Below are 19,212 nucleotides of genomic sequence, written 5' to 3'. Positions count from 1 at the left end.
TGCCATCGCCATCACTGCCCTTCGAAATAGCGCTCGTGCCACTCGACCAGGGGCTGTGGTGCGTTGAGCTTCTGTCCGTAGATCACCGAGTAGGTCAGCACGTTCTGCACGTACTGGCGGGTTTCATCGAACGGGATATTTTCGACCCAGACGTCGAACGGCAAATGTTCGGCGTTCTTCAACCATTGACGAACCCGCCCGGGACCAGCGTTGTAAGCGGCTGAGGCGAGCACCCGGTTGCCTTTGAATTGACCGTAGATCTGACTGAGATAGGCGGCGCCCAGCTGGATGTTGACATCGGGATTGAGCACCTGTTGCGGTGATGAAAGCGGGATGCCGAAGCGTCTGGCGGTTTCCTTCGCGGTGGCCGGCATCAACTGCATCAGTCCCGTGGCTCCGACGTGCGAACGGGCGTCGGCCATGAAGGCGCTTTCCTGGCGTGTGATGGCGAACACCCAGCTTGGATGAATCTCCCGCGCTTTAGCTGCCTTCACCAAGCTGTTGCGATGGGCCATGGGGAAGCGAATGTCCAGATCGTCCCAGTACTTCGCCTGGCTGATGGTGCGAATGGCCGGGAAGTACCATTCCATCTCGTAGGCTAGCCGTGCTTGCGCGACCAGCTCTTCACGGCTGAACAGCCGACTGACGTGGTACCACTCCCGGCGCCCATCGACGATCTGCCCACGCGCATGGAATTCCATAGCACGGCGGATACCCGCGGTGTTACGGACCTTTTGAATCAACTTTGGATCCAGCGCAAGTGGCTGATGGTTGAGCTTGTAAGGCGCTTGGATGCGGTCGGCCGAGAGGAATCCATAGAAGTCGCGCTCGCTGGCGACCGGCCGGTAGAGCTGAATGGTTTGTTCGTCATTGGGCTTGGCCAGCTCCCGACTGCGTGCTTTCCAATAACGCCAACGGTTGCTGTTGGCGAGCTCCTCGGGGAACCGTTGGGTCAGCGCGTAGGCGTCGTCCCAGCGTCCCAGGCGCAAAAACGGGCGCGCCCGCCATTCGCTGACGGTATCGTCACGCAGCTCGGGATCGTACTCGGCCATAACCTTCAGTGCGCGTGCATCGAAGCGCTTGGCCAGGGTGAGACCAATCTGGCGAGCGATCGCGACCTTTTCGTCCGTTGAGAACGACAGGCGCCTGGCGTATGTCTCAAGCAGCCGGAGGGCCTTTTCCGGATCCTTGCGTGCAAGCCGGCGCAGGCCGATCGAGACGATATCGCCCATCGTCTGCGTTGGCGTCATGAAGCGGCCCGTCTGATCAAGCATCTGCGGCTTCTGCGCGACATCGATCAGCAGCTCGCCCTGCGCTTTCAGCGTCGGCAGGCTTTTGGTGAGGAAACTGGCGAGGCCGTAGTTACCGTTCTCGACCGCCAGTTTGGTGCGCTTCCAACGTAACTCTTCGGTGAGTTGTCCGGCGGCTTCCCAGCGGTCGAATAGCGCATCGCATGCGTTGTGCTGTGATTTACCAACCAGCCAGAGCCGCTCGGCGGTCTCGTAACCTTGTTTCGTCTGTCCACTGGCGAGCTGGTATTGGCCGAACAGGCAGTCCAGTTCGGTGAAGTTCATCTTCGGATCGTAGTGCGCGACGAAGGGCCGCCAGTCGCCGCGCGCGGCGAGCAATCGCAGCCAACGCAGTTTCATCCAGCTGGCCTGGGGCAAGTCGCCATGCTCAGCCAGAAACTTCTCGACTTCGTCATTGCTGGCGGACTTCAGCCGTGCCGTCAGCTCGTCATAAGCCAGGTAAGGTTCCAGCGGGTAGTCCCGCAGCGCGCTGGCGTAGCGCCGATACGGGCCGCTGTCGCCCTTGGCCAAGGCTCGCTTGGCTTCGTCGTAATACTGCCGTTGCTGCTGAAGGCTGGCGGCTTGAGCGGTTTCGAGGGTGACGGCAGTGAACAACAGACAAAAACAGATACTGGAGAGTCGACCGCGCATGAGACTTCCGAAGACGGGGGCATGAGGGATTGCTGCGCTAGCTTAGCTTGGCCGCGCTGGCAGTTAAACGAGGATTAAGCTGTTGAAACCAACAAACTAGTACGTTCCGACGAACGTACGATAAGCCAGACGTGGCGCGCCTGGGACGCTGGCGGAATCATGATGGCAGGTTGTGGATGAAGCCCTCGGACGCATGCCCGCAAACGCGGTGACGTCCGTCTGACAGGCGCATTCTGCTAGACTGCGCGCCCTGTTTTCCGGAGGTAGTCATGACCCTGCTCAAGTTGACCAATGTGTCCCTCGCCTATGGCACCAATCCATTGCTCGATGGAGTGTCCTGGCAGATTGCGCGGGGTGAGCGGGTGTGCATCATCGGCCGCAACGGCACCGGAAAGTCCAGCATGTTGAGTCTGGTCAAGGGCAGCCAGTTGCCCGATGACGGCGAAATCTGGCGCGCGCCGGGGCTGAAGATCGGCGAGCTGCCGCAGGAGCTTCCGCTCGCTGACGAGCGCACCGTGTTCGACGTGGTAGCCGAAGGCTTGTCCGGCGTCGGTCAGTTGCTTGCCGACTACCATCACCTCAGCCAGAACATCCAGAACGAAGCCGACTTGGACAAGCTGATGCATGTCCAGCAAGAACTCGAAGCCAAGGACGGTTGGCGTCTGCAGCAGCTGGTCGATAGCACCTTGAGTCGTTTGCAGCTGCCAGCCGACAAAACCCTCGCCGAGCTTTCCGGCGGCTGGAGGCGGCGCGTTCTGCTGGCTCAGGCGCTGGTATCGGAACCCGATCTGCTGCTGCTGGACGAGCCGACCAACCACCTGGATATCGGCGCGATTGCCTGGCTGGAAGAAGCGCTGACCGGTTTTAACGGTGCGGTGCTGTTCATCACACATGACCGTGCGTTCCTGCAGAACCTGGCGACTCGCATCCTCGAGCTCGATCGAGGCCACATGATCGACTGGAACGGCGATTACGCCAGCTTCCTGGTGCACAAGGAACAACAGTTGGCGGCTGAAGAAACGGCCAATGCGCTGTTCGACAAGAAGCTTGCGCAGGAAGAGGTGTGGATTCGCCAAGGCATCAAGGCCCGCCGTACTCGTAACGAAGGCCGTGTTCGTGCACTCAAGGCATTGCGAGCCGAGCGCAGCGAACGCCGTGAGCATCAAGGCAAGGCCAACATCCAGGTCGACGCAGCGGAGAAATCCGGCAAGCAGGTCATCGTCGTCGAGCATGCAAGCTTCGCTCATCCAGGCGGCGAGCCGTTGATTCGCGATTTCTCGATGGTGCTGCAGCGTGGCGATCGGATTGGTTTGCTCGGGGCCAACGGAACCGGCAAGACCACACTGCTCAAGCTGCTGTTGGGCGATCTGCAACCCACCAGTGGCACGGTTGAGGCGGGGACCAAACTGGAAGTGGCGTATTTCGACCAATTGCGTCACCAGCTGGAACTGGAAAAGACTGTCATCGACAATGTCGCCGAGGGGCGCGACTTCATCACTATCGACGGCCAGAATCGCCATGTTCTCAGCTACCTCGGTGACTTCCTGTTCAGCCCGCAGCGGGCCCGCACGCCAGTAAAGGCACTGTCTGGCGGAGAACGGGCACGCCTCTTGCTCGCTAAACTGTTCAGTAAGCCGGCCAACTTGCTCGTACTGGACGAGCCGACCAACGATCTCGACGTGGAAACCCTCGAGCTTCTCGAGGAGGTTCTACTCGGGTTCCAGGGCACGGTATTGATGGTCAGCCATGACCGGGCGTTTCTCGATAACGTGGTCACCAGTACGTTGGTTTTCGAGGGTGACGGGGTCGTTCGCGAATACGTCGGCGGCTACCAGGACTGGCTGCGGCAAGGCGGCTCGGTAAAACTGCTCGGCGTAGCGGAGACGAAGGAAGCCAAGGAAGCGAAAGTCGAAACACCACAGAGCAAGCCCGCGACACCCAACGCCGAACCTGCCCCGGCGAAGAAGAAACTCAGCTACAAGGTCCAGCGCGAACTGGAGGCGCTACCGGGAAAAATAGACGCAGTCGAAAAAAACATCGCCGCGTTGCAAGCCGAAATTGCGCAGCCGACGTTCTATCAGCAGACTGCGGAGCATACTGGCGAAACGATATCGCGTCTTGAGGCGCTGCAGGCAGAACTCGACGAATTGCTGGAGCGCTGGGCCGAGCTGGAAGACTGAAGCGCACGCGTGGTGGAAATCCCCCCGTTCTGTCCAGCACATCTCTCGATGCCATAGATCAGCCCTTGATGTTCCGCATGGCGTGACCCGGACACCAAGACTAAACGACACCTGTCAGCATTCCAGACGGAGCTTAGATGGCAATTGATTACCGCATCGTCCTGGACGACGAGCATGAGTTCAGCTACCGGATCGAGCTGGACCGCGTCTACGATCACGAGGCTGCCAGTCAGGCACCCAAATGGACGCGCCTGGATCATCAGCAGTGCAACAATTGCCCACTGAGTCGGGACAGCTTCAGCCATTGCCCCGCCGCTGTGGACCTGCACCGGGTCATCGAGGACTTCCAGGGCCTGCCTGCGGTGAAGAAAGCGCAAGTGCGAGTGCGTACGCCGGAACGGGAATACAACAAGCTGGTAGGGCTGGAGGAGGGGTTGCGTGCGCTGCTCGGCGTTATCATGGCCACCAGCGCCTGCCCGGTGCTGGGCAGGCTCAAGCCGATGGCGCATCAGCATCTGCCGTTCGCCAGCAATCAGGAGTTCGTGCTGCGCGCGGTCTCGCTGTATCTGGCCCGGCAGTACTTCAATTTACGTGAAGGACGCCATGCCGACTGGGAGTTGCGTGGCCTGGTGCGATCTTTCCAGCAACTGCAGTTGGTCAATCAGGCGTTCTGGCAGCGAATCCACGACACCTGTCACGGCGACTCCAATCTAAAGGCTTTCCTGACGTTTTTCTCCATGGCAACCAGCCTGACCTATTCACTGGAGACCCAGTTGAAGAAAATCAGACCGCTGGTGATGAGCGCCGGAGAGGGGCCGGAGATGGCCTGAGCCGCCAGGGCTCAGGCGCAGAATCGGTGAAGTTACTCGGCCTTGGTCAGCCGAACAGCAAGCACGTCGCAGGGGGCTCCGTGAAGAATGTCATTGGCGGTAGAGCCGAGCAGCAGCGCCAGACCATGACGGCCGTGACTGCCGACAACGACAAGATCGCAACCTTGTTCCTTGGCCAGCCTGTGTATCTCCTGACGGGGCTGTCCGTAGGCTAGATGACGCTGCTCGACAGTCAGGCTGGGGTAACGCTCAGCGAACCCGGTCAAGCGCTCACGGGCCTGGTCGAACTGCTGCTGCTGCAGCATCGATAGATCCATCGGCACGTCACCGCCGAAGGCCATGGCCATTGGTTCGATGACGTGGACCAAGGCTAGTTTTGCGCCGCTGGCGATGGCCAATGCCTCGGCGCGTGCTACGACCGGGTGGCATTCGTCGTTCAGGTCGGTAGCGACCAGAATATGCTGGTAGGTCATGATGGCTCTCCTGATGTGTCCGTGTGACAAGTATGGCTTCTCGGCACGCTACTGGCGCTTTCCGGCCCTTTTTTGTTTTCAGCGTTTATACGGCGTTACATGGATGATGACCAGCTTGTCATTGCATTGCGAACTGGCAGCCGGCAGGCTCGCCACTGTTATCATGCGCGGCATTACACGCCGGTGAGCACACTGCCTTACACACGAGATCGTCATGTTCCTATTCGCCAATGATTACCTACTCGCCTGGACAGCTTATGGAGTGGCTGCACTGGGAGCTCTGCTGGTGTGGTTCCGTGTCACGCGACCCCTGTGGCGCTGGCTGCGCGAGCCGCTGCGGCTGATCGCAGCCGTACTGCTACTGACACCCACCATCGTCGATCCCACTCGGGAACTGTTCGCGCCGGCTGTGGCGATCACCGCGCTGGATCTACTGTTCAAGGTCGGCAACAACGCCTGGCGTGCAGTTGCGGATTTGGCACTCTACGGGCTGATCGCATTCGCGCTATACGCAGTATTGGTGGCGCTGCGCTGGCCGATCGAGCGCCGGCTCGGGCGGCGGCGCACAGCATCTGCAGCAGAGGAGGACGCTCGTACCTTGCGGGAGCGGCTCGAGGATGACGAGCAGGTGGACTACCGCCCCTCCAATCGTTACCAGTCACGGACCGAGCCCAGGTTATGAGCGAGTCGACCGGCTAATACCGGGCACTCGGAACACAAGAGATAGCGGGAGATCATGCATGTGTGAACTGCTCGGCATGAGCGCCAACGTACCGACCGACATTCATTTCAGCTTCACGGGGCTGATGCAGCGCGGGGGGCGCACCGGGCCACACAAAGATGGTTGGGGCATCGCTTTCTACGAAGGCCGTGGTCTGCGTCTGTTTCAGGATCCAGTGGCCAGCTGCGAGTCCGAAGTGGCGAAGATGGTTCAGCATTACCTGATCAAGAGCGAAGTGGTGATCGGTCATATCCGTCACGCCAACGTCGGCAGGGTCGCGCTGGTCAATACCCATCCCTTCGTGCGAGAACTGTGGGGGCAGCATTGGTGCTTCGCCCATAACGGTCAGCTCGCTGATTTCAGTCCTGCGCGTGGTTTCTACCAGCCAGTCGGCGATACCGATAGCGAGGCGGCGTTCTGCGATCTGCTTAGCCGGGTGCGCAGCGTGTTCCCCGACCGCGTGGCTGCCGAGGACCTGCTCCCTGCACTGCTCGACGCCTGCGCGGGCTACCGTGCCAAAGGCGTATTCAATTGCTTGCTGAGCAACGGTGAATGGTTGTTCAGTTTCTGCAGCACCAAGCTCGTGCAAATTACTCGGCGCGCTCCCTTTGGCCCGGCACAACTGAAAGATGCCGACCTGACGGTCGATTTCACCGTCGAAACAACGCCGAATGATGTCGTTACCGTATTGGCAACCGAGCCATTGACTGATAACGAGCAGTGGCAAGTTCACCAGCCGGGCGAATGGACGCTCTGGCGTTTGGGCGAGTGCGTTGCGCGCGGGCAGGTGCAGTGATGCTACGAAGCTATTTGCGACTGACGGTGTTCGCCCTTGGCTTGCTGATTGGCGTCCAGGTGCCGGGCTTTATTCAAGCATATGAACGTCACGTCGAGGCGCGCCGGATCGAAGCGCAGCAGGGGCTGCTGGGCTTTCAGGAAACGGCCGGACGGTTCTTCGAGGGCAATTTGAATGCGCTGGTGGAGCACTATCGTGCCAGCGATGATCCAGTTATCCAGAGTGATGCACGCAGTGTCGCGGCGCTCGTGGAACGCGCACGCCTGCTCGATCGTGAGTGGCGAATCATGCAGGGTCCCTGGTATGCACAAGCCTGGCATGTGTTCTTCGGGGCCGACCAGGCCATTCGCCATCAGGTCTGGAGCAGTTACCGCTTTCAGGTCCTGCTGGCGCCCGAGGCGATCGCTTGGGGGGTCGGCTGTGCATTGCTGTTGGCCTGGATTGCCGAGAGCATTTTTCTGCTGATCCGCCGATTGCTGTTTCCGCAGCGTCGACCACGTAATGTGCGTCGCGTCGCTCGCTCGGGTCGTCCAGGTGATAATGCATAGCGAGCCCAGGCGGGTTCGCTATGGCACCGTGACGGTGATCGGTTGGCTGCTATTTCGCCAGAAATTTCATCCCTTCTTCCAGACCGCTCAATGTCAGCGGGTACATCCGATCCTCCACCAGCTCGCGGATGATCCCTGTGGATGAGGTGTAGCCCCAGGTGTCCTTGGGGTAGGGATTGATCCAGATGAGTTTCTTGTACTTGGCCATGAAGCGCTGCATCCAGACGTAGCCCGCTTCCTCATTCCAGTGTTCGACACTGCCACCGGGTTGGGTCACTTCATAAGGCGCCATGGCGGCATCGCCGACAAATACCACTTTGTAATCAGGGCCGTATTTGTGCAGCAGGTCGAGTGTCGAGGTGCGCTCGGAGGTGCGGCGAAAGTTGTTCTTCCAGACCGACTCGTAGATGAAGTTGTGGAAGTAGAAATACTCCAGGTGTTTGAACTCGGTTTTGCAGGCGGAGAACAGCTCTTCGCAGACCTTCACGTGAGCGTCCATCGAGCCGCCGATGTCGAACAGGATCAGCAGCTTCACCGCATTACGTCGTTCCGGGCGCATCTGGATGTTGAGTAGCCCGCCGTCTCGAGCGGTGTGGTCGATGGTGCCATCGAGGTCCAGCTCGTCCTGCGCACCTTGACGGGCGAATTTGCGCAAGCGGCGCAGGGCGACTTTGATGTTGCGAGTGCCCAGTTCGACCTGATCGTCGAGATTCTTGTATTCGCGCTGGTCCCAGACCTTCACCGCCTTGCCTTGACGCTTGCCAGCATCACCGATGCGAATGCCTTCGGGGTTGTAGCCACCGGAACCGAACGGGCTGGTGCCGCCGGTGCCGATCCATTTGTTACCCCCGGCGTGCCGTTCCTTTTGCTCTTCCAGGCGCTTCTTGAATTCCTCGATCAGCTTGTCCAGCCCACCGAGGGACTCGATCTTGGCGCGGTCTTCATCGCTCAGGGAGCGTTCGAATTCCTTGCGTAGCCATTCTTCTGGAATCAACGCCTCAATGTGTTGATCGAGGTTTTCCAAGCCCTTGAAGTAGGTGCCGAAGGCGCGGTCGAACTTGTCGAAGTGGCGCTCATCCTTGACCAGAATGGCCCGTGACAGGAAATAGAATTCGTCCATATCGGCGAAAATCACGTTGTGTTTCAACGCGTTGATCAGGTCGAGCAGCTCGCGTACCGACACCGGCACCTTGGCGGCGCGCATTTCATTGAACAGGCCAAGCAACATGGCAGAACCTCGGGCGTACCGTCATCACGGCACCTTGCGTTTGGTGGTCAGAGGTCTTCGTCGTGTTCCGCGAGCCCGTCGCTGATCTCGTACCAGTCCGCCTTGGAACCGACGAAAATGTGCTCCTGGGGCGGGACGGGCAGCGAAGAGTCGAGCGTGCCGGCAGCGACGCCGACCTCATGCTCTCGGTTATCGACGAATTGCAGATTGGATCCGCAGCGAATGCAGAACGTCCGCGTCACATGTTCGGAGGAGTGGAAGACGCCCAGCTGATCCTTGCCGGAGAGGAAGTGAAACGCTTCCAGCGGCACGCTCGCGTAGGTCGCGAATGCAGCCCCGTGCGCCTTGCGGCACATCTTGCAATGGCAATGGGTGAGCTGGTTGATCGGTGCGTCGATGCGATACCGCACGACACCGCAGAGGCAACTACCGGTATGCGTTTGCATGGTTCTTCCTCCAGTGTGTGGGGCGGTCGGCTCCGCTTGGAGCCGCCGCCGTTCAGCGGCTGGCGCGACGACTCATGAATGCCAGACGCTCAAGTAATTGCACGTCTTGTTCGTTTTTTACCAGGGCTCCAGCCAGGGGCGGAATCGCTCGGGTCGGATCACGTTCGCGCAGCACGGCTTCACCAATGTTGTCGGCCATCAGCAACTTGAGCCAGTCGACCAGTTCGCTGGTGGATGGCTTCTTCTTCAACCCGGGTACCTTGCGAACATCGAAGAACACGTCGAGGGCTTCGGCCACCAAGTCCTTCTTGATGTTCGGATAATGCACGTCGACGATCTTCTGCAGCGTTTCCCGGTCAGGGAAGGCGATGTAGTGAAAGAAGCATCGGCGCAGGAAGGCATCCGGCAGCTCCTTTTCGTTATTTGACGTAATGATGATGATCGGGCGCTGCTTGGCCTTGATGGTTTCATTGGTCTCGTAGACGTAGAACTCCATCTTGTCGAGTTCCTGCAGCAGGTCGTTGGGGAACTCAATGTCCGCCTTGTCGATTTCATCGATCAACAGAATAACGCGCTGTTCGGACTCGAACGCCTCCCACAATTTGCCCTTCTTGATGTAGTTGCGTACATCGTGCACCCGGTCTGAGTCTAGCTGCGAGTCACGCAGGCGGCTCACCGCGTCATATTCGTACAGGCCCTGATGGGCCTTGGTAGTGGACTTGATGTGCCAGGTGATGAATTTCGCACCGAATGACTCTGCCAGTTGCTCGGCGAGCATGGTTTTGCCGGTGCCCGGCTCGCCTTTCACCAGCAACGGGCGCTCCAGTATGATGGCTGCGTTGACCGCCAGTTTGAGGTCGTCGGTGGCGATATAGGATTGGGTGCCTTCGAACTTCATCAGGATTTCCTTGATCGGGCCTGGCACGCAGGCGCTTCGTGTTTGAGTCAGAGATCGACTATAAGGGATGGGCCCTTTAGTGTGAACGCGAGAGAATCATTCAGTCACTGAATGGGCGCAGGCCGCTCAACCGTGCTCCGCTATTTGTCGTCTTCACTCAGTGAACGCTCGAAACGGGCCGAAAATGCTTCGACGAAAGCGTTCTGCAAGATGGCGATGAAGGCCTGAAACGGGCTGACCTCGGTGTTCTTGGTGCTGCCGGATAGCTCAACACGCGTAGCGAACTGATCTTTGCTCTGGTTCTGCAGGACTTCTTCGCCGCCACCGACCACGGCTTCCCAGATCCCACGGAAGAAGCCCTTGTCTTCGTTCTCGACGTCCTGCTCGAAGTTGAACACTTCGACTTGGTGCAGCAAGGGCTTGATGTAGCCAGACAGTTGACTGTCGTTGGCCTCTACTTCCATGATCAAGTCACCGGTGCCGCCGGCGAAATCGAATTTGCCGTAGGCATTGCTGAAGTCGTTCAGCTTGGTCAGCTCCACCCCGGTCAAGCGCAGGTTCACTTCAAAATCTTCCCAGTTGGTGTAGGGGTCGAAGCTCGCGGTGGCTTCCATAGGGGCATGGTTCAGAAACTTGGCGTTGCCTTCGAACGTCGCCACGCGGCCTTGCCCATCCGCCGTGTTGGTCAGGTTGTAGAGACTGGCGTTAATCGCGTTGGCGTAGATATGCACTGGCGGATCGGATTCGAAGTTGCGGAACGATAGCTGACCGTCGATGACACGCAGCTCGTTCAAGGTAAACGGCACCAGCTCCTCAAGCCTTTCGCGCCAGTCGACCCCTTCGCCGGTCTGCGAGTCGCCGGCGTCCTTGCCGTCGACGAAATTCAGTTCTGGCTGTTCCAGCCGGACCTCACCTACCAGGGCGCGGTGCTTCCAGAGTGCTCGCCAGCTCACCCCGATATCGATTGTCGGAGCGGTGAACAGAGGGGCTTGAACCTGCTCGTTCTTCTTCTCTATCAGCACCCCGTCAATCTGATATGCACCACGCCACCAGGCCAGATCGACGTCGTCGACATGGCCGCGATACTCGCCCATGTCCGCCAGCTTGTCGTTCAGGTAGTTGCGCACCAAGTGGGGCAGGGCAAGGTGGATGATCAGCAGTAGCAATGCCAATGACAGAAGTATCCACAGCGGGAGTCGGTAACGTCTTTTCATGGAGTGGTCTGGCCGAAGGTGTGGTCATCGAACTGCCTTTACTTGAAGGTGGACCGTTGCTCGTATCGGTGAGTTCGGCTGGACGAGTCATGAGACTGGGCTTAGGCTGATCAGTCTGATTTTCCACTCGCAGGGACACTGTCATGAGCCGCATCTTCGCTGACAATGCGCAGGCCATCGGGAATACCCCGTTGGTGATGATCAATCGGTTGGGCCCGAAGGGCGTCAGCATCATGGCCAAAATCGAGGGCCGCAATCCGGCCCATTCGGTAAAGTGCCGGATCGGCGCGGCGATGATCTGGGATGCCGAGAAAAGCGGACTGCTCAAACCAGGCATGACGATCATCGAGCCGACTTCCGGCAATACCGGCATCGGTCTGGCGTTCGTCGCCGCGGCACGTGGCTACAAGTTGGTATTGACCATGCCGGCTTCGATGAGCCTGGAGCGGCGCAAAGTACTCAAGGCGCTTGGCGCGGAGCTGGTGCTCACCGATCCGGCGAAAGGCATGAAGGGCGCCATCGAGAAGGCGACGGAAATCGCCGCATCGGACCGTGACCAGTATTACTTGCCGCAGCAGTTCGAGAACCCATCCAACCCGGGGATCCATGAGAAAACCACCGGGCCGGAAATCTGGAACGACACCGAAGGCAACATCGACGTACTGGTTTCGGGGGTTGGGACTGGCGGCACCATCACCGGGGTTTCGCGTTACATCAAGGGCACCAAGGGCAAGAAGATTCTCAGTGTGGCGGTCGAGCCCGCCAGCTCTCCGGTAATCAGCCAGACGCTCGCGGGAGATGAGGTCAAACCGAGCCCGCATAAGATCCAGGGCATCGGTGCCGGCTTCGTGCCGAAGAATCTCGATCTGTCCATTGTCGATCAAGTCGAGCTGGTCAGTGATGAAGAATCCAAGGCCATGGCGCTGCGCTTGATGCGCGAAGAAGGCATCCTCTGTGGCATCTCTTGCGGCGCCGCCATGGCTGCGGCGGTGCGCATGGCCCAGCGGCCTGAAATGCAGGGCAAGAACATTGTGGTGATTCTTCCCGATTCCGGCGAGCGCTACCTGTCCACCATGTTGTTTGCCGACCTGTTCGGTGAGCTGGAACTGCAGCAGTAACACCCGTTGCGCCGATCTGGCTTGGCAGAACCGGCGCAGCACCGCTATAGTCTGAAACCTGCTTCTCCAATGCTTCGAGATCGGTATGAACCGCACATGCTTCTGCAACGTCGCTGACCACGAACGCCCATACGCGGGTGGTTTCGCAGCTCTTGCACGCATGCCGATCACATCTCCCCGCCATCCTGCGAGCCCACCACCGGGCTTGTTCCTGGCTCCGCCACCGCCACCCGCGCTGGCTTGAGTCACGCCGGTTCGCCGGCACTTCCGTCACTGCATTTGCCATTCGTTGGCGCAGTTTCGTATGCCTGATCAAAGGTGGCAGGATGATTTCTTTCTCACGCAACAACCTGGTCGCGTATGCGACTACGGGCCTTTTCGTGCTGCTCTGGAGCAGTGGGGCAATCGTGTCGAAATGGGGATTGGCGTACGCGTCGCCGTTCGCCTTCCTGTTGGTTCGTTTCGTTATCGCGCTGGTGGCGTTGGTGGGGGTGGTGAGGCTGGCCTCGCTATCGCTGCCTGACGGATGGAAGGCGCGTCGGTATGCCTTGACCACCGGTCTGGTGCTGCTGGGCAGTTATCAGATCTTCTATCTGCTGGCACTGGATCTGCAGATGACGCCGGGGGTCATGGCGACTCTGCTAGGCGTGCAGCCGATCCTGACGGCCGTGTTGCTGGAGCGCAAACGGCTAAGACCGCTGCGGCTGTTCGGATTGCTGCTTGGTCTGAGTGGACTGGTGCTGGTGGTGTATCAGAGCCTTGGCGTGGGAGGGCTGTCCGTGGCGGGCGTGGCCTGTGCTTTGCTGGCACTGTCGAGCATCACGCTGGGCTCGATGATGCAGAAACGAGCCAAAGGTGATCCGCTACGTGCCATGCCCTTGCAGTATCTCGCCGGGCTTTTGCTTTGTTCGCTGTTCGTGCCATTCCAGCCCATGAACATAACCTTCGAACCGGGCTTCTGGCTGTCGGTGTCATGGATGGCGTTGGTAATCTCGGTGGCCGCGACCTTATTGTTGTATCGACTGATCGCCAAGGGAGATCTGGTCAACGTGACCAGCCTGTTCTATCTGGTGCCGGCGGTGACGGCGGTAATGGACTACCTGGTGTTCGGCAACCGGTTGGCGATGCTCAGTCTGGTCGGCATGTTGCTGATCGTGCTTGGTCTCGTTCTGGTATTTCGGCCAGCGCCGGACCGTCGTTAACTTCGTTGGAGGCAGGTGTCGCCGCGGTCGTGGCCGGCGCCTGCTTGAGTACGAGCCAGAGCGCCACGGCAATCAGCGCACCGCCATAGGCATAGGCCCAGTCCAGCGGTTCATCAAGAAACAGGGCGCCCCAGAGCACACCGAAGGGTGGAATGATGAAGGTGACCGTCAGGGTACGAACCGGGCCGATGTCTGCAAGCAGGCGAAAATACAGAATATAGGCGAAGGCGGTACAGACGATGCCGAGCCCGGCAAGGCTGAGCCAGACGGTGCTGTCACCCCAGGAAACCGGGGGCGCTGTCAGCAGTGACAGGACGAACAGTGGCAGCAGACAGAGTGCCGCTCCCGCTTGGCTGCCGAAGGCAACCAATTCGCTACTCAACCCGCCGTGCTGGTTGATCCAGCGACGAGTCAGGAAACCACCGAATCCATAACAGGCGGTCGCGCCCAGGCATGCGAGCGCGCCGATCAACAGCTGTGCGTCGAATGCCACGGGGCCGGTACGTGTCAGCAGCGCCACGCCGCTCAGGCCGAATAGCACTCCGACCAGTTTCGCTGCCGTCAGCGCTTCGGCGAAAAATAGAGCACCAATGATTACGCCCATCATTGGTGTGGTTGCGTTGAAAATCGCGGAATAGCCGGTTGGCAGAAATTGCGCTGCCAGGGCATAGAGCGCGAACGGGACGCCGGAATTGATCATTCCGAGAATCAGACACAGTTTCAGCTTGCCGCGAAAATCCCAGCGGATCCGCATCATCATCAGAATCGCCAACAGGCCTAGGCAGGCAAATAGTACCCGGAAGAACGCAGTGGGAAATGTCCCGAGTTCCGGCGCGATGATTCGCATGAACAGGAAGCTGGCGCCCCAGATGGCAGCGAGACCGAGCAGGCGCAGTAGGTCTGAAGGACGCATGGGAAACTCCGACGACGGGACACCGAAGTGTTGGCGAGGTCTGCCTGTCTGGCAACCCGAATCACGCTTTCAAACCGGCTTGCGACCCGCTGCGGTCCTTTCATTGCGATCGGTGGCTGGATAAGCTCGGGCTTCCATCGCTGGAGACGATCGCCATGCTGTCAAAATCGCCGGACGCTGAAATCGCGCGGCAGATCCTGCTGGGCTTCGATAACTACCGTGAACATTTCCGGCTGATCACTGAAGGTGCTCGGTCCCGGTTCGAACAAGCACAGTGGCAAGATGCTCAGCATGCCTCGGCGGCACGCATCAACTTGTACGAACAGAAGGTCGGCGAAACGGCAGCGGACCTGCGAGCGTTATTCGAGCCAGAGGTACTGCTGGATGTACAGCAGTGGCCGCAGATCAAGAGCGCCTATATCGATCAGATCAATCCCCGCTTTGACGATGAATTGTCCGAGACTTGGTACAACTCGATCTTCTGTACGTTGTTCAGCCATGACTGCATCAGCGACGGCACCATGTTCATCCATACCACTCGGCCCTCCAATCGTGCCCACGAGCGAAAGGCCCAGACGCGTCGGTATCAGCCCGGCGGTGACCTTTACGGCATGCTCGCGCAGATCCTTAGGGACTTTGCCTTCTCCGTACCCTACGCGGATCTGAACGGTGACCTGCGGCGGCTCGAGGCGCAGCTGCAGGTGTCCTTGCCAGACTGGGTATGCAAGGACCCTGAGCTGTCGGTTGAGCTTTTCTGTTCGGTGCTCTACCGCAACAAGGGCGCCTATCTGGTTGGACGGCTCTTCACACGCGACGAACAATGGCCGCTGGCGATACCGCTACTTCACCACGAAGGCGCGGGAATCGTCGCCGATGCGTTGATCACCGACGAAGCGGAAGTCTCGATCATCTTTTCGTTCACGCGCTCGTATTTCATGGTCGAGGTGCCGATACCCGCGGAGTTCATCGGATTTCTCAAGCGCATCATGCCGGGCAAGCACATCGCCGAGCTGTACACCTCCATTGGGTTCTACAAGCACGGCAAGTCGGAGTTCTATCGCGCGTTGATCAATCACCTGGCAACCACTGATGACTGCTTCATCATGGCGCCGGGTGTGCGCGGTATGGTCATGAGCGTGTTTACGCTGCCGGGCTTCAACACGGTCTTCAAGATCATCAAGGACCGCTTCTCTCCGACCAAGAACGTCAACCGGGCGACCGTCATCGAGAAGTACCGGCTGGTTAAAAGTGTCGACCGGGTAGGGCGCATGGCCGATACGCAGGAATTCGCCGATTTCCGCTTCCCTAAGTCCAAGTTCGATCCCGACTGCCTGGCAGAACTGCTTGAGGTTGCGCCGTCAACGGTCGAGGTACAGGGCGATACGGTGCTGGTGCGCCACTGCTGGACCGAGCGGCGGATGACGCCATTGAACATCTACGTGGAGAGCGCCAGCGAACAGCAGGTACAGGAAGCGCTGGAGGACTACGGACTGGCGATCAAGCAACTCGCCGCCGCCAATATCTTTCCCGGCGACATGCTATTGAAGAACTTCGGTGTGACCCGTCATGGCCGGGTAGTGTTCTATGACTACGACGAGATCTGCTTCCTCACCGAGGTGAACTTCCGCTACATCCCCGAGGCTCGTTATCCGGAAGACGAAATGTCGTCCGAACCCTGGTATTCGGTCGGTCCGAACGATGTGTTTCCAGAGGAGTTCCCGCGCTTTCTGTTTGCCGATATCAAGCAGCGTCGCCTCTTTGCCAAGCTCCACGGCGAGCTGTACGACGCCAACTATTGGAAGGGCCTGCAGCAAGCGATAAGCGATGGCAAAGTGATCGATGTCTTTCCGTACAGGCGCAGGCTGGAGGCTGCCCAGTGAGTGGTATGTGGCGAACGCTCGCGGTCAAGGCGGGTCGCAATTTATAGAGCCAAACCACATAGGCTCGGAGGCTGACAATCAGCAACATTTGTTGCAGGCAACGGCGCTTTTCTTGGGTTATGCTGATTACGAAGCCCATGGCTCCACCAAGACCCGTTACCAAGCAGGAGGGTTCATCATGAAAGCATGGCTCAGTAGTGTGTGCTGGAATCTGGCAGTGGCGCTTGGCTTCATCGAACCGCCACGGCTGCAACCGATACCGGTCCGCGCGCAACGAGGCGAGTCAGCAGCCAAGAGGCGCTGACCCGTACAACCGGGGGTTGAATTTCAGCGCCCGGGCATCACCGGACCACCCCGTTCTATGGCTCGTTGATAAGCGGGGCGGTCACGTATCCTTTGCAAGAACGCACTCAGCCTCGGGCGACTGGCATCCAGGCCCGCTCTCGCTTGGGCGGCTTCTAACGGGAAGCTCATCTGAATGTCGGCAGCGCTGAATTCGTCCCCGGCGAACCATTGGCTTTTCTCTAGTTCCTTCTCCATGTAATCCAGATGGAGCTTTAGCTGTGGGCCGATAAATGCCTTGTTCGCGCCTTTGGCGATTGCCCGCGCCACCGGCCGAATGAAAAAGGGCATTGGCCCGTTGCCAATGCGATCGAATACCAGTTTGAGCAGCAACGGCGGCATCGCTGAACCTTCGGCGTAGTGCATCCAATAGCGAAAGCGAAGGTATTCGGATGAGCCTATGGGCGGGGTCAGTCGGCCGTCGCCGTAGCGGTCGACAAGATACTCAATGATGGCGGCGGATTCGGCCAGAGTCAGGTCGCCATCGGTAATGACGGGCGACTTGCCGAGCGGATGCACCTTCTTCAGTTCAGGTGGAGCAAGCATTGTCTGCGGGTCTCGAGCGTAGCGCTTGATCTCATAAGGGAGTTGCAGTTCTTCCAGCAGCCAGAGCACGCGTTGCGAGCGGGAATTGTCCAGGTGGTGCAGGGTGAGCATCGGTGCAGCCTCTTTACAATCGGTGACCGCGACTAGCTTAGTCCACCGTTACGTTTCTGCCGGTTGTGGCAGACTTCGCCTCCATTCAGGAGAAGCCATGTCCCGTCCACAATGCACGCGTTGCCAGCGCCCGTTGAGTCATTGCCTCTGTGCTTTGATCCCCTCTGTTGCCAGCACCACTGCTGTGCTGATCCTTCAGCACCCTAGCGAAACGAGACACGCCCTGAACACGGCGCGCTTGGCAGCGCTGGGTCTGACCAATGCCGAGCTCCGAACGGGCGAAGTATTCGAGGATCTCCCAGACGATGGCCTCGAAAGCTACCTGTTGTTTCCCGGCGAGCAGGCCGTGTCGCTTGTGGATTTGGCACAGAAGGGTGGGCCGCTGCGATTGATCGTGCCGGACGGCACCTGGCGCAAGGCCCGCAAGCTGCTGCACCTCAATCCGCGTCTTGCCGACCTGCCGCGTGTTGCACTACCAGAGGGCCTGATGTCCCGCTATCGACTGCGCAAGGCCCCGATGCCCGGTGCGTTGTCTACCCTCGAAGCGATTGTGGCTGTGTTGAATACGCTTGAGGACACCGATAGGTTCGATGTGTTGCTGGGACCGTTCGAAACGATGATCGAGCGGCAGATCGCGGCGATGGGCACAGAGGTGTTCCAGCGCAATCACGCAAGCCGCCAGCACCGGTGAGCACGCATCCGTGGCTTAGCGCGGCGGACGGGTTTTCAGGCGGAGGATGTACAGCGTCACCAGTGTCGCGCTGGTCAGCATTCCGATTCGTGCCCAGAACATCGGCACTAACCAGCAGGACACGCTGATGCTCAGCCACATCGTTACGATCGAATAGATTTTTGCCTTCAGCGGGATGCCTTTGCCTTCCAGATAATCCCGGAACCAGGGACCCAGCCTCGGGTGCATCACCAGCCAGTTGTAGAAGCGCTGTGAACTGCGGACGAAGCAGGCGGCGGCAAGAAGAAGAAAGGGCGTAGTCGGCAGGACCGGCAGAAAGATGCCGATGACGCCGAGCGCAACGCTCAACCAGCCGATACCCAGTAGCGTATAACGCACTACCGGGTTGCGATACGTCGGGATATCGCGGTGCGCCAAGAGGTTACCCGGGTTTAATGTTTGCGCGGTTTAAGAAGCGCCGGTTTCTCTTCGGGGGCATGGCAGATCAGGTACAGCGCGGTGAGGATTTCAGGGATCTGCGCGACCATTTCCCCGACCAGATCCTGATCCTCGGCGATGTCGCTGAACTCGGGTTGCTCATCGAACAGCCCGGAGCCGACCATGATCGGCAGGAGCAGCTCGCTGACTTCCTCCTCGGAATCTTCGAACCACACCGACTCGCGCATGAACACGCCTTCCATGAAGCCGATGCACCAACCGCGCAGATCGGATTCGTCCGGTTCGTCGCCCATGTCGAGCTCGCAAGGCAGTTCCATATCTTCGTCACTGGCCAGCTGCCGGGCGATATGCGCCTTAAGCTGAGTCAGTGTCGCCTCGATGGCTTCGCGCTCGGTGTCGTCGGCGTACTTCGGCGGCTCGGCGAACAGCGCATCGATCCACTCGCGTTCGGGCACCTGCTCCGAGCAAATGCACAGCGCGGTCAGGTAGCCGTGCGCGGCGATGTAATCCAGTGCTTCTTCATGCAGGTCATCTGCATCCAGAAACACTTGCAAGCGGGCGAGTTGCTCGGCGAATGACATCGAAGACTACCTTGGGATGAGAACAGCGGTGATTCTAGACGAGCTGCGGGTCTCCCGCTACCGGGCGCTATCAGGCGGTAGTGGCTGGGCCAGCTTTCGCGCGCCGTCGTCCTTCG

Annotated in this window: 20 protein-coding genes; 10 read left to right on the top strand and 10 right to left on the bottom strand. The window is 59.2% G+C overall.

The window, feature by feature from the left end; all coding sequences use genetic code 11:
* Positions 1 to 11 precede the first annotated feature (11 nt).
* Entirely contained in the window at positions 12 to 1,940 is a 1,929-nt protein-coding gene (locus MCB86_RS02945; RefSeq protein WP_239609682.1) for a transglycosylase SLT domain-containing protein, read from the bottom strand.
* A gap of 269 nt (positions 1,941 to 2,209) precedes the next feature.
* Between MCB86_RS02945 and MCB86_RS02940 the strand changes: the two genes are divergently transcribed.
* Positions 2,210 to 4,120 (top strand): ATP-binding cassette domain-containing protein, encoded by a 1,911-nt coding sequence (locus tag MCB86_RS02940; protein WP_045162652.1) that lies wholly within the window; start codon positions 2,210 to 2,212, stop codon positions 4,118 to 4,120.
* Between the two features lie 137 nt (positions 4,121 to 4,257).
* Entirely contained in the window at positions 4,258 to 4,950 is a 693-nt protein-coding gene (locus MCB86_RS02935) for a hypothetical protein (RefSeq protein WP_045162651.1), read from the top strand.
* A gap of 32 nt (positions 4,951 to 4,982) precedes the next feature.
* On the opposite strand, the gene MCB86_RS02930 is transcribed toward MCB86_RS02935, so the two are convergent.
* On the bottom strand, positions 4,983 to 5,423 hold the full coding sequence (locus tag MCB86_RS02930; RefSeq protein WP_045162650.1) for a universal stress protein: 441 nt from the start codon (positions 5,421 to 5,423) through the stop codon (positions 4,983 to 4,985).
* A gap of 214 nt (positions 5,424 to 5,637) precedes the next feature.
* Here MCB86_RS02930 and MCB86_RS02925 point away from each other — a divergent pair, with 214 nt between their 5' ends.
* The 3 genes from MCB86_RS02925 to MCB86_RS02915 are packed head-to-tail and all read left to right on the top strand — an operon-like array spanning position 5,638 to position 7,488.
* A complete protein-coding gene (locus MCB86_RS02925) occupies positions 5,638 to 6,105 on the top strand; it encodes a hypothetical protein (protein WP_045162649.1) in 468 nt (155 codons plus the stop codon).
* Between the two features lie 58 nt (positions 6,106 to 6,163).
* Complete coding sequence (locus tag MCB86_RS02920) at positions 6,164 to 6,940, top strand: class II glutamine amidotransferase (protein WP_045162648.1); 777 nt, start codon at positions 6,164 to 6,166, stop codon at positions 6,938 to 6,940.
* Positions 6,940 to 7,488 carry a DUF2937 family protein gene (locus tag MCB86_RS02915; protein WP_045162647.1) on the top strand — a complete coding sequence of 183 codons (549 nt, stop codon included), beginning with the start codon at positions 6,940 to 6,942 and terminating at the stop codon, positions 7,486 to 7,488. Before MCB86_RS02920 ends, MCB86_RS02915 begins: the two co-directional genes overlap by 1 nt.
* Positions 7,489 to 7,537: 49 nt before the next feature.
* On the opposite strand, the gene MCB86_RS02910 is transcribed toward MCB86_RS02915, so the two are convergent.
* The 4 genes from MCB86_RS02910 to MCB86_RS02895 all read right to left on the bottom strand — a co-directional run bounded on the left by MCB86_RS02910 (position 7,538) and on the right by MCB86_RS02895 (position 11,274).
* Positions 7,538 to 8,716: a VWA domain-containing protein gene (locus tag MCB86_RS02910; RefSeq protein ID WP_045162646.1), complete on the bottom strand. Its 1,179-nt coding sequence runs from the start codon at positions 8,714 to 8,716 to the stop codon at positions 7,538 to 7,540.
* A gap of 47 nt (positions 8,717 to 8,763) precedes the next feature.
* Positions 8,764 to 9,162, bottom strand: coding sequence for a GFA family protein (locus MCB86_RS02905; RefSeq protein ID WP_045162645.1), 399 nt, complete (start codon positions 9,160 to 9,162; stop codon positions 8,764 to 8,766).
* Between the two features lie 52 nt (positions 9,163 to 9,214).
* Positions 9,215 to 10,060, bottom strand: a complete 846-nt coding sequence (locus tag MCB86_RS02900; protein WP_239609679.1) for a MoxR family ATPase — start codon at positions 10,058 to 10,060, stop codon at positions 9,215 to 9,217.
* Between the two features lie 140 nt (positions 10,061 to 10,200).
* Complete coding sequence (locus MCB86_RS02895) at positions 10,201 to 11,274, bottom strand: DUF748 domain-containing protein (protein ID WP_239609677.1); 1,074 nt, start codon at positions 11,272 to 11,274, stop codon at positions 10,201 to 10,203.
* A gap of 143 nt (positions 11,275 to 11,417) precedes the next feature.
* Here MCB86_RS02895 and cysK point away from each other — a divergent pair, with 143 nt between their 5' ends.
* Both cysK and MCB86_RS02885 read left to right on the top strand, forming a co-directional pair.
* Positions 11,418 to 12,392, top strand: a complete 975-nt coding sequence (gene cysK / locus MCB86_RS02890) for a cysteine synthase A (RefSeq protein WP_239609675.1) — start codon at positions 11,418 to 11,420, stop codon at positions 12,390 to 12,392.
* A 326-nt stretch (positions 12,393 to 12,718) separates the two neighbouring features.
* Positions 12,719 to 13,594 carry a DMT family transporter gene (locus MCB86_RS02885; RefSeq protein WP_045162641.1) on the top strand — a complete coding sequence of 292 codons (876 nt, stop codon included), beginning with the start codon at positions 12,719 to 12,721 and terminating at the stop codon, positions 13,592 to 13,594.
* Here MCB86_RS02885 and MCB86_RS02880 read toward each other — a convergent pair.
* Positions 13,521 to 14,507, bottom strand: coding sequence for a DMT family transporter (locus MCB86_RS02880; protein WP_230623643.1), 987 nt, complete (start codon positions 14,505 to 14,507; stop codon positions 13,521 to 13,523). The genes MCB86_RS02885 and MCB86_RS02880 overlap by 74 nt on opposite strands.
* A gap of 155 nt (positions 14,508 to 14,662) precedes the next feature.
* On the opposite strand from MCB86_RS02880, the gene aceK reads away from it, so the two are divergent.
* Positions 14,663 to 16,387, top strand: coding sequence for a bifunctional isocitrate dehydrogenase kinase/phosphatase (aceK, locus tag MCB86_RS02875; protein ID WP_239609673.1), 1,725 nt, complete (start codon positions 14,663 to 14,665; stop codon positions 16,385 to 16,387).
* Positions 16,388 to 16,565: 178 nt separating this feature from the next.
* Positions 16,566 to 16,691: a PA1414 family protein gene (locus tag MCB86_RS22930; RefSeq protein WP_275589394.1), complete on the top strand. Its 126-nt coding sequence runs from the start codon at positions 16,566 to 16,568 to the stop codon at positions 16,689 to 16,691.
* Between the two features lie 23 nt (positions 16,692 to 16,714).
* On the opposite strand, the gene MCB86_RS02870 is transcribed toward MCB86_RS22930, so the two are convergent.
* Positions 16,715 to 17,386, bottom strand: a complete 672-nt coding sequence (locus MCB86_RS02870; protein ID WP_045162639.1) for a glutathione S-transferase — start codon at positions 17,384 to 17,386, stop codon at positions 16,715 to 16,717.
* A 97-nt stretch (positions 17,387 to 17,483) separates the two neighbouring features.
* On the opposite strand from MCB86_RS02870, the gene MCB86_RS02865 reads away from it, so the two are divergent.
* Positions 17,484 to 18,077, top strand: a complete 594-nt coding sequence (locus MCB86_RS02865; RefSeq protein ID WP_239609671.1) for a DTW domain-containing protein — start codon at positions 17,484 to 17,486, stop codon at positions 18,075 to 18,077.
* Between the two features lie 15 nt (positions 18,078 to 18,092).
* On the opposite strand, the gene MCB86_RS02860 is transcribed toward MCB86_RS02865, so the two are convergent.
* Both MCB86_RS02860 and MCB86_RS02855 read right to left on the bottom strand, forming a co-directional pair.
* Positions 18,093 to 18,494 (bottom strand): YbaN family protein, encoded by a 402-nt coding sequence (locus tag MCB86_RS02860; RefSeq protein WP_045162637.1) that lies wholly within the window; start codon positions 18,492 to 18,494, stop codon positions 18,093 to 18,095.
* 14 nt (positions 18,495 to 18,508) lie between these two features.
* Positions 18,509 to 19,096 carry a YecA family protein gene (locus MCB86_RS02855; protein WP_045162636.1) on the bottom strand — a complete coding sequence of 196 codons (588 nt, stop codon included), beginning with the start codon at positions 19,094 to 19,096 and terminating at the stop codon, positions 18,509 to 18,511.
* Positions 19,097 to 19,212: the final 116 nt, after the last annotated feature.

Source organism: Pseudomonas sp. KSR10, from assembly GCF_022355455.1.
In the GTDB taxonomy this organism is placed as follows: Bacteria; Pseudomonadota; Gammaproteobacteria; order Pseudomonadales; family Pseudomonadaceae; genus Stutzerimonas; species Stutzerimonas stutzeri_E.
This window is presented reverse-complemented; position numbering and strand designations above follow the sequence as displayed.

Excerpts from the sequence above, each read along its gene's own strand:
- MCB86_RS02870 (WP_045162639.1), bottom strand. The coding sequence starts at position 17,386 with ATGCTCACCCTGCACCACCTGGACAATTCCCGCTCGCAACGCGTGCTC.
- MCB86_RS02905 (WP_045162645.1), bottom strand. The coding sequence starts at position 9,162 with ATGCAAACGCATACCGGTAGTTGCCTCTGCGGTGTCGTGCGGTATCGC.
- cysK (WP_239609675.1), top strand. The coding sequence starts at position 11,418 with ATGAGCCGCATCTTCGCTGACAATGCGCAGGCCATCGGGAATACCCCG.
- MCB86_RS02895 (WP_239609677.1), bottom strand. The coding sequence starts at position 11,274 with ATGAAAAGACGTTACCGACTCCCGCTGTGGATACTTCTGTCATTGGCA.
- MCB86_RS22930 (WP_275589394.1), top strand. The coding sequence starts at position 16,566 with ATGAAAGCATGGCTCAGTAGTGTGTGCTGGAATCTGGCAGTGGCGCTT.
- MCB86_RS02920 (WP_045162648.1), top strand. The coding sequence starts at position 6,164 with ATGTGTGAACTGCTCGGCATGAGCGCCAACGTACCGACCGACATTCAT.
- MCB86_RS02910 (WP_045162646.1), bottom strand. The coding sequence starts at position 8,716 with ATGTTGCTTGGCCTGTTCAATGAAATGCGCGCCGCCAAGGTGCCGGTG.
- MCB86_RS02915 (WP_045162647.1), top strand. The coding sequence starts at position 6,940 with ATGCTACGAAGCTATTTGCGACTGACGGTGTTCGCCCTTGGCTTGCTG.
- MCB86_RS02885 (WP_045162641.1), top strand. The coding sequence starts at position 12,719 with ATGATTTCTTTCTCACGCAACAACCTGGTCGCGTATGCGACTACGGGC.
- MCB86_RS02925 (WP_045162649.1), top strand. The coding sequence starts at position 5,638 with ATGTTCCTATTCGCCAATGATTACCTACTCGCCTGGACAGCTTATGGA.
- MCB86_RS02900 (WP_239609679.1), bottom strand. The coding sequence starts at position 10,060 with ATGAAGTTCGAAGGCACCCAATCCTATATCGCCACCGACGACCTCAAA.
- aceK (WP_239609673.1), top strand. The coding sequence starts at position 14,663 with ATGCTGTCAAAATCGCCGGACGCTGAAATCGCGCGGCAGATCCTGCTG.
- MCB86_RS02865 (WP_239609671.1), top strand. The coding sequence starts at position 17,484 with ATGTCCCGTCCACAATGCACGCGTTGCCAGCGCCCGTTGAGTCATTGC.
- MCB86_RS02945 (WP_239609682.1), bottom strand. The coding sequence starts at position 1,940 with ATGCGCGGTCGACTCTCCAGTATCTGTTTTTGTCTGTTGTTCACTGCC.
- MCB86_RS02880 (WP_230623643.1), bottom strand. The coding sequence starts at position 14,507 with ATGCGTCCTTCAGACCTACTGCGCCTGCTCGGTCTCGCTGCCATCTGG.
- MCB86_RS02940 (WP_045162652.1), top strand. The coding sequence starts at position 2,210 with ATGACCCTGCTCAAGTTGACCAATGTGTCCCTCGCCTATGGCACCAAT.
- MCB86_RS02935 (WP_045162651.1), top strand. The coding sequence starts at position 4,258 with ATGGCAATTGATTACCGCATCGTCCTGGACGACGAGCATGAGTTCAGC.
- MCB86_RS02930 (WP_045162650.1), bottom strand. The coding sequence starts at position 5,423 with ATGACCTACCAGCATATTCTGGTCGCTACCGACCTGAACGACGAATGC.
- MCB86_RS02855 (WP_045162636.1), bottom strand. The coding sequence starts at position 19,096 with ATGTCATTCGCCGAGCAACTCGCCCGCTTGCAAGTGTTTCTGGATGCA.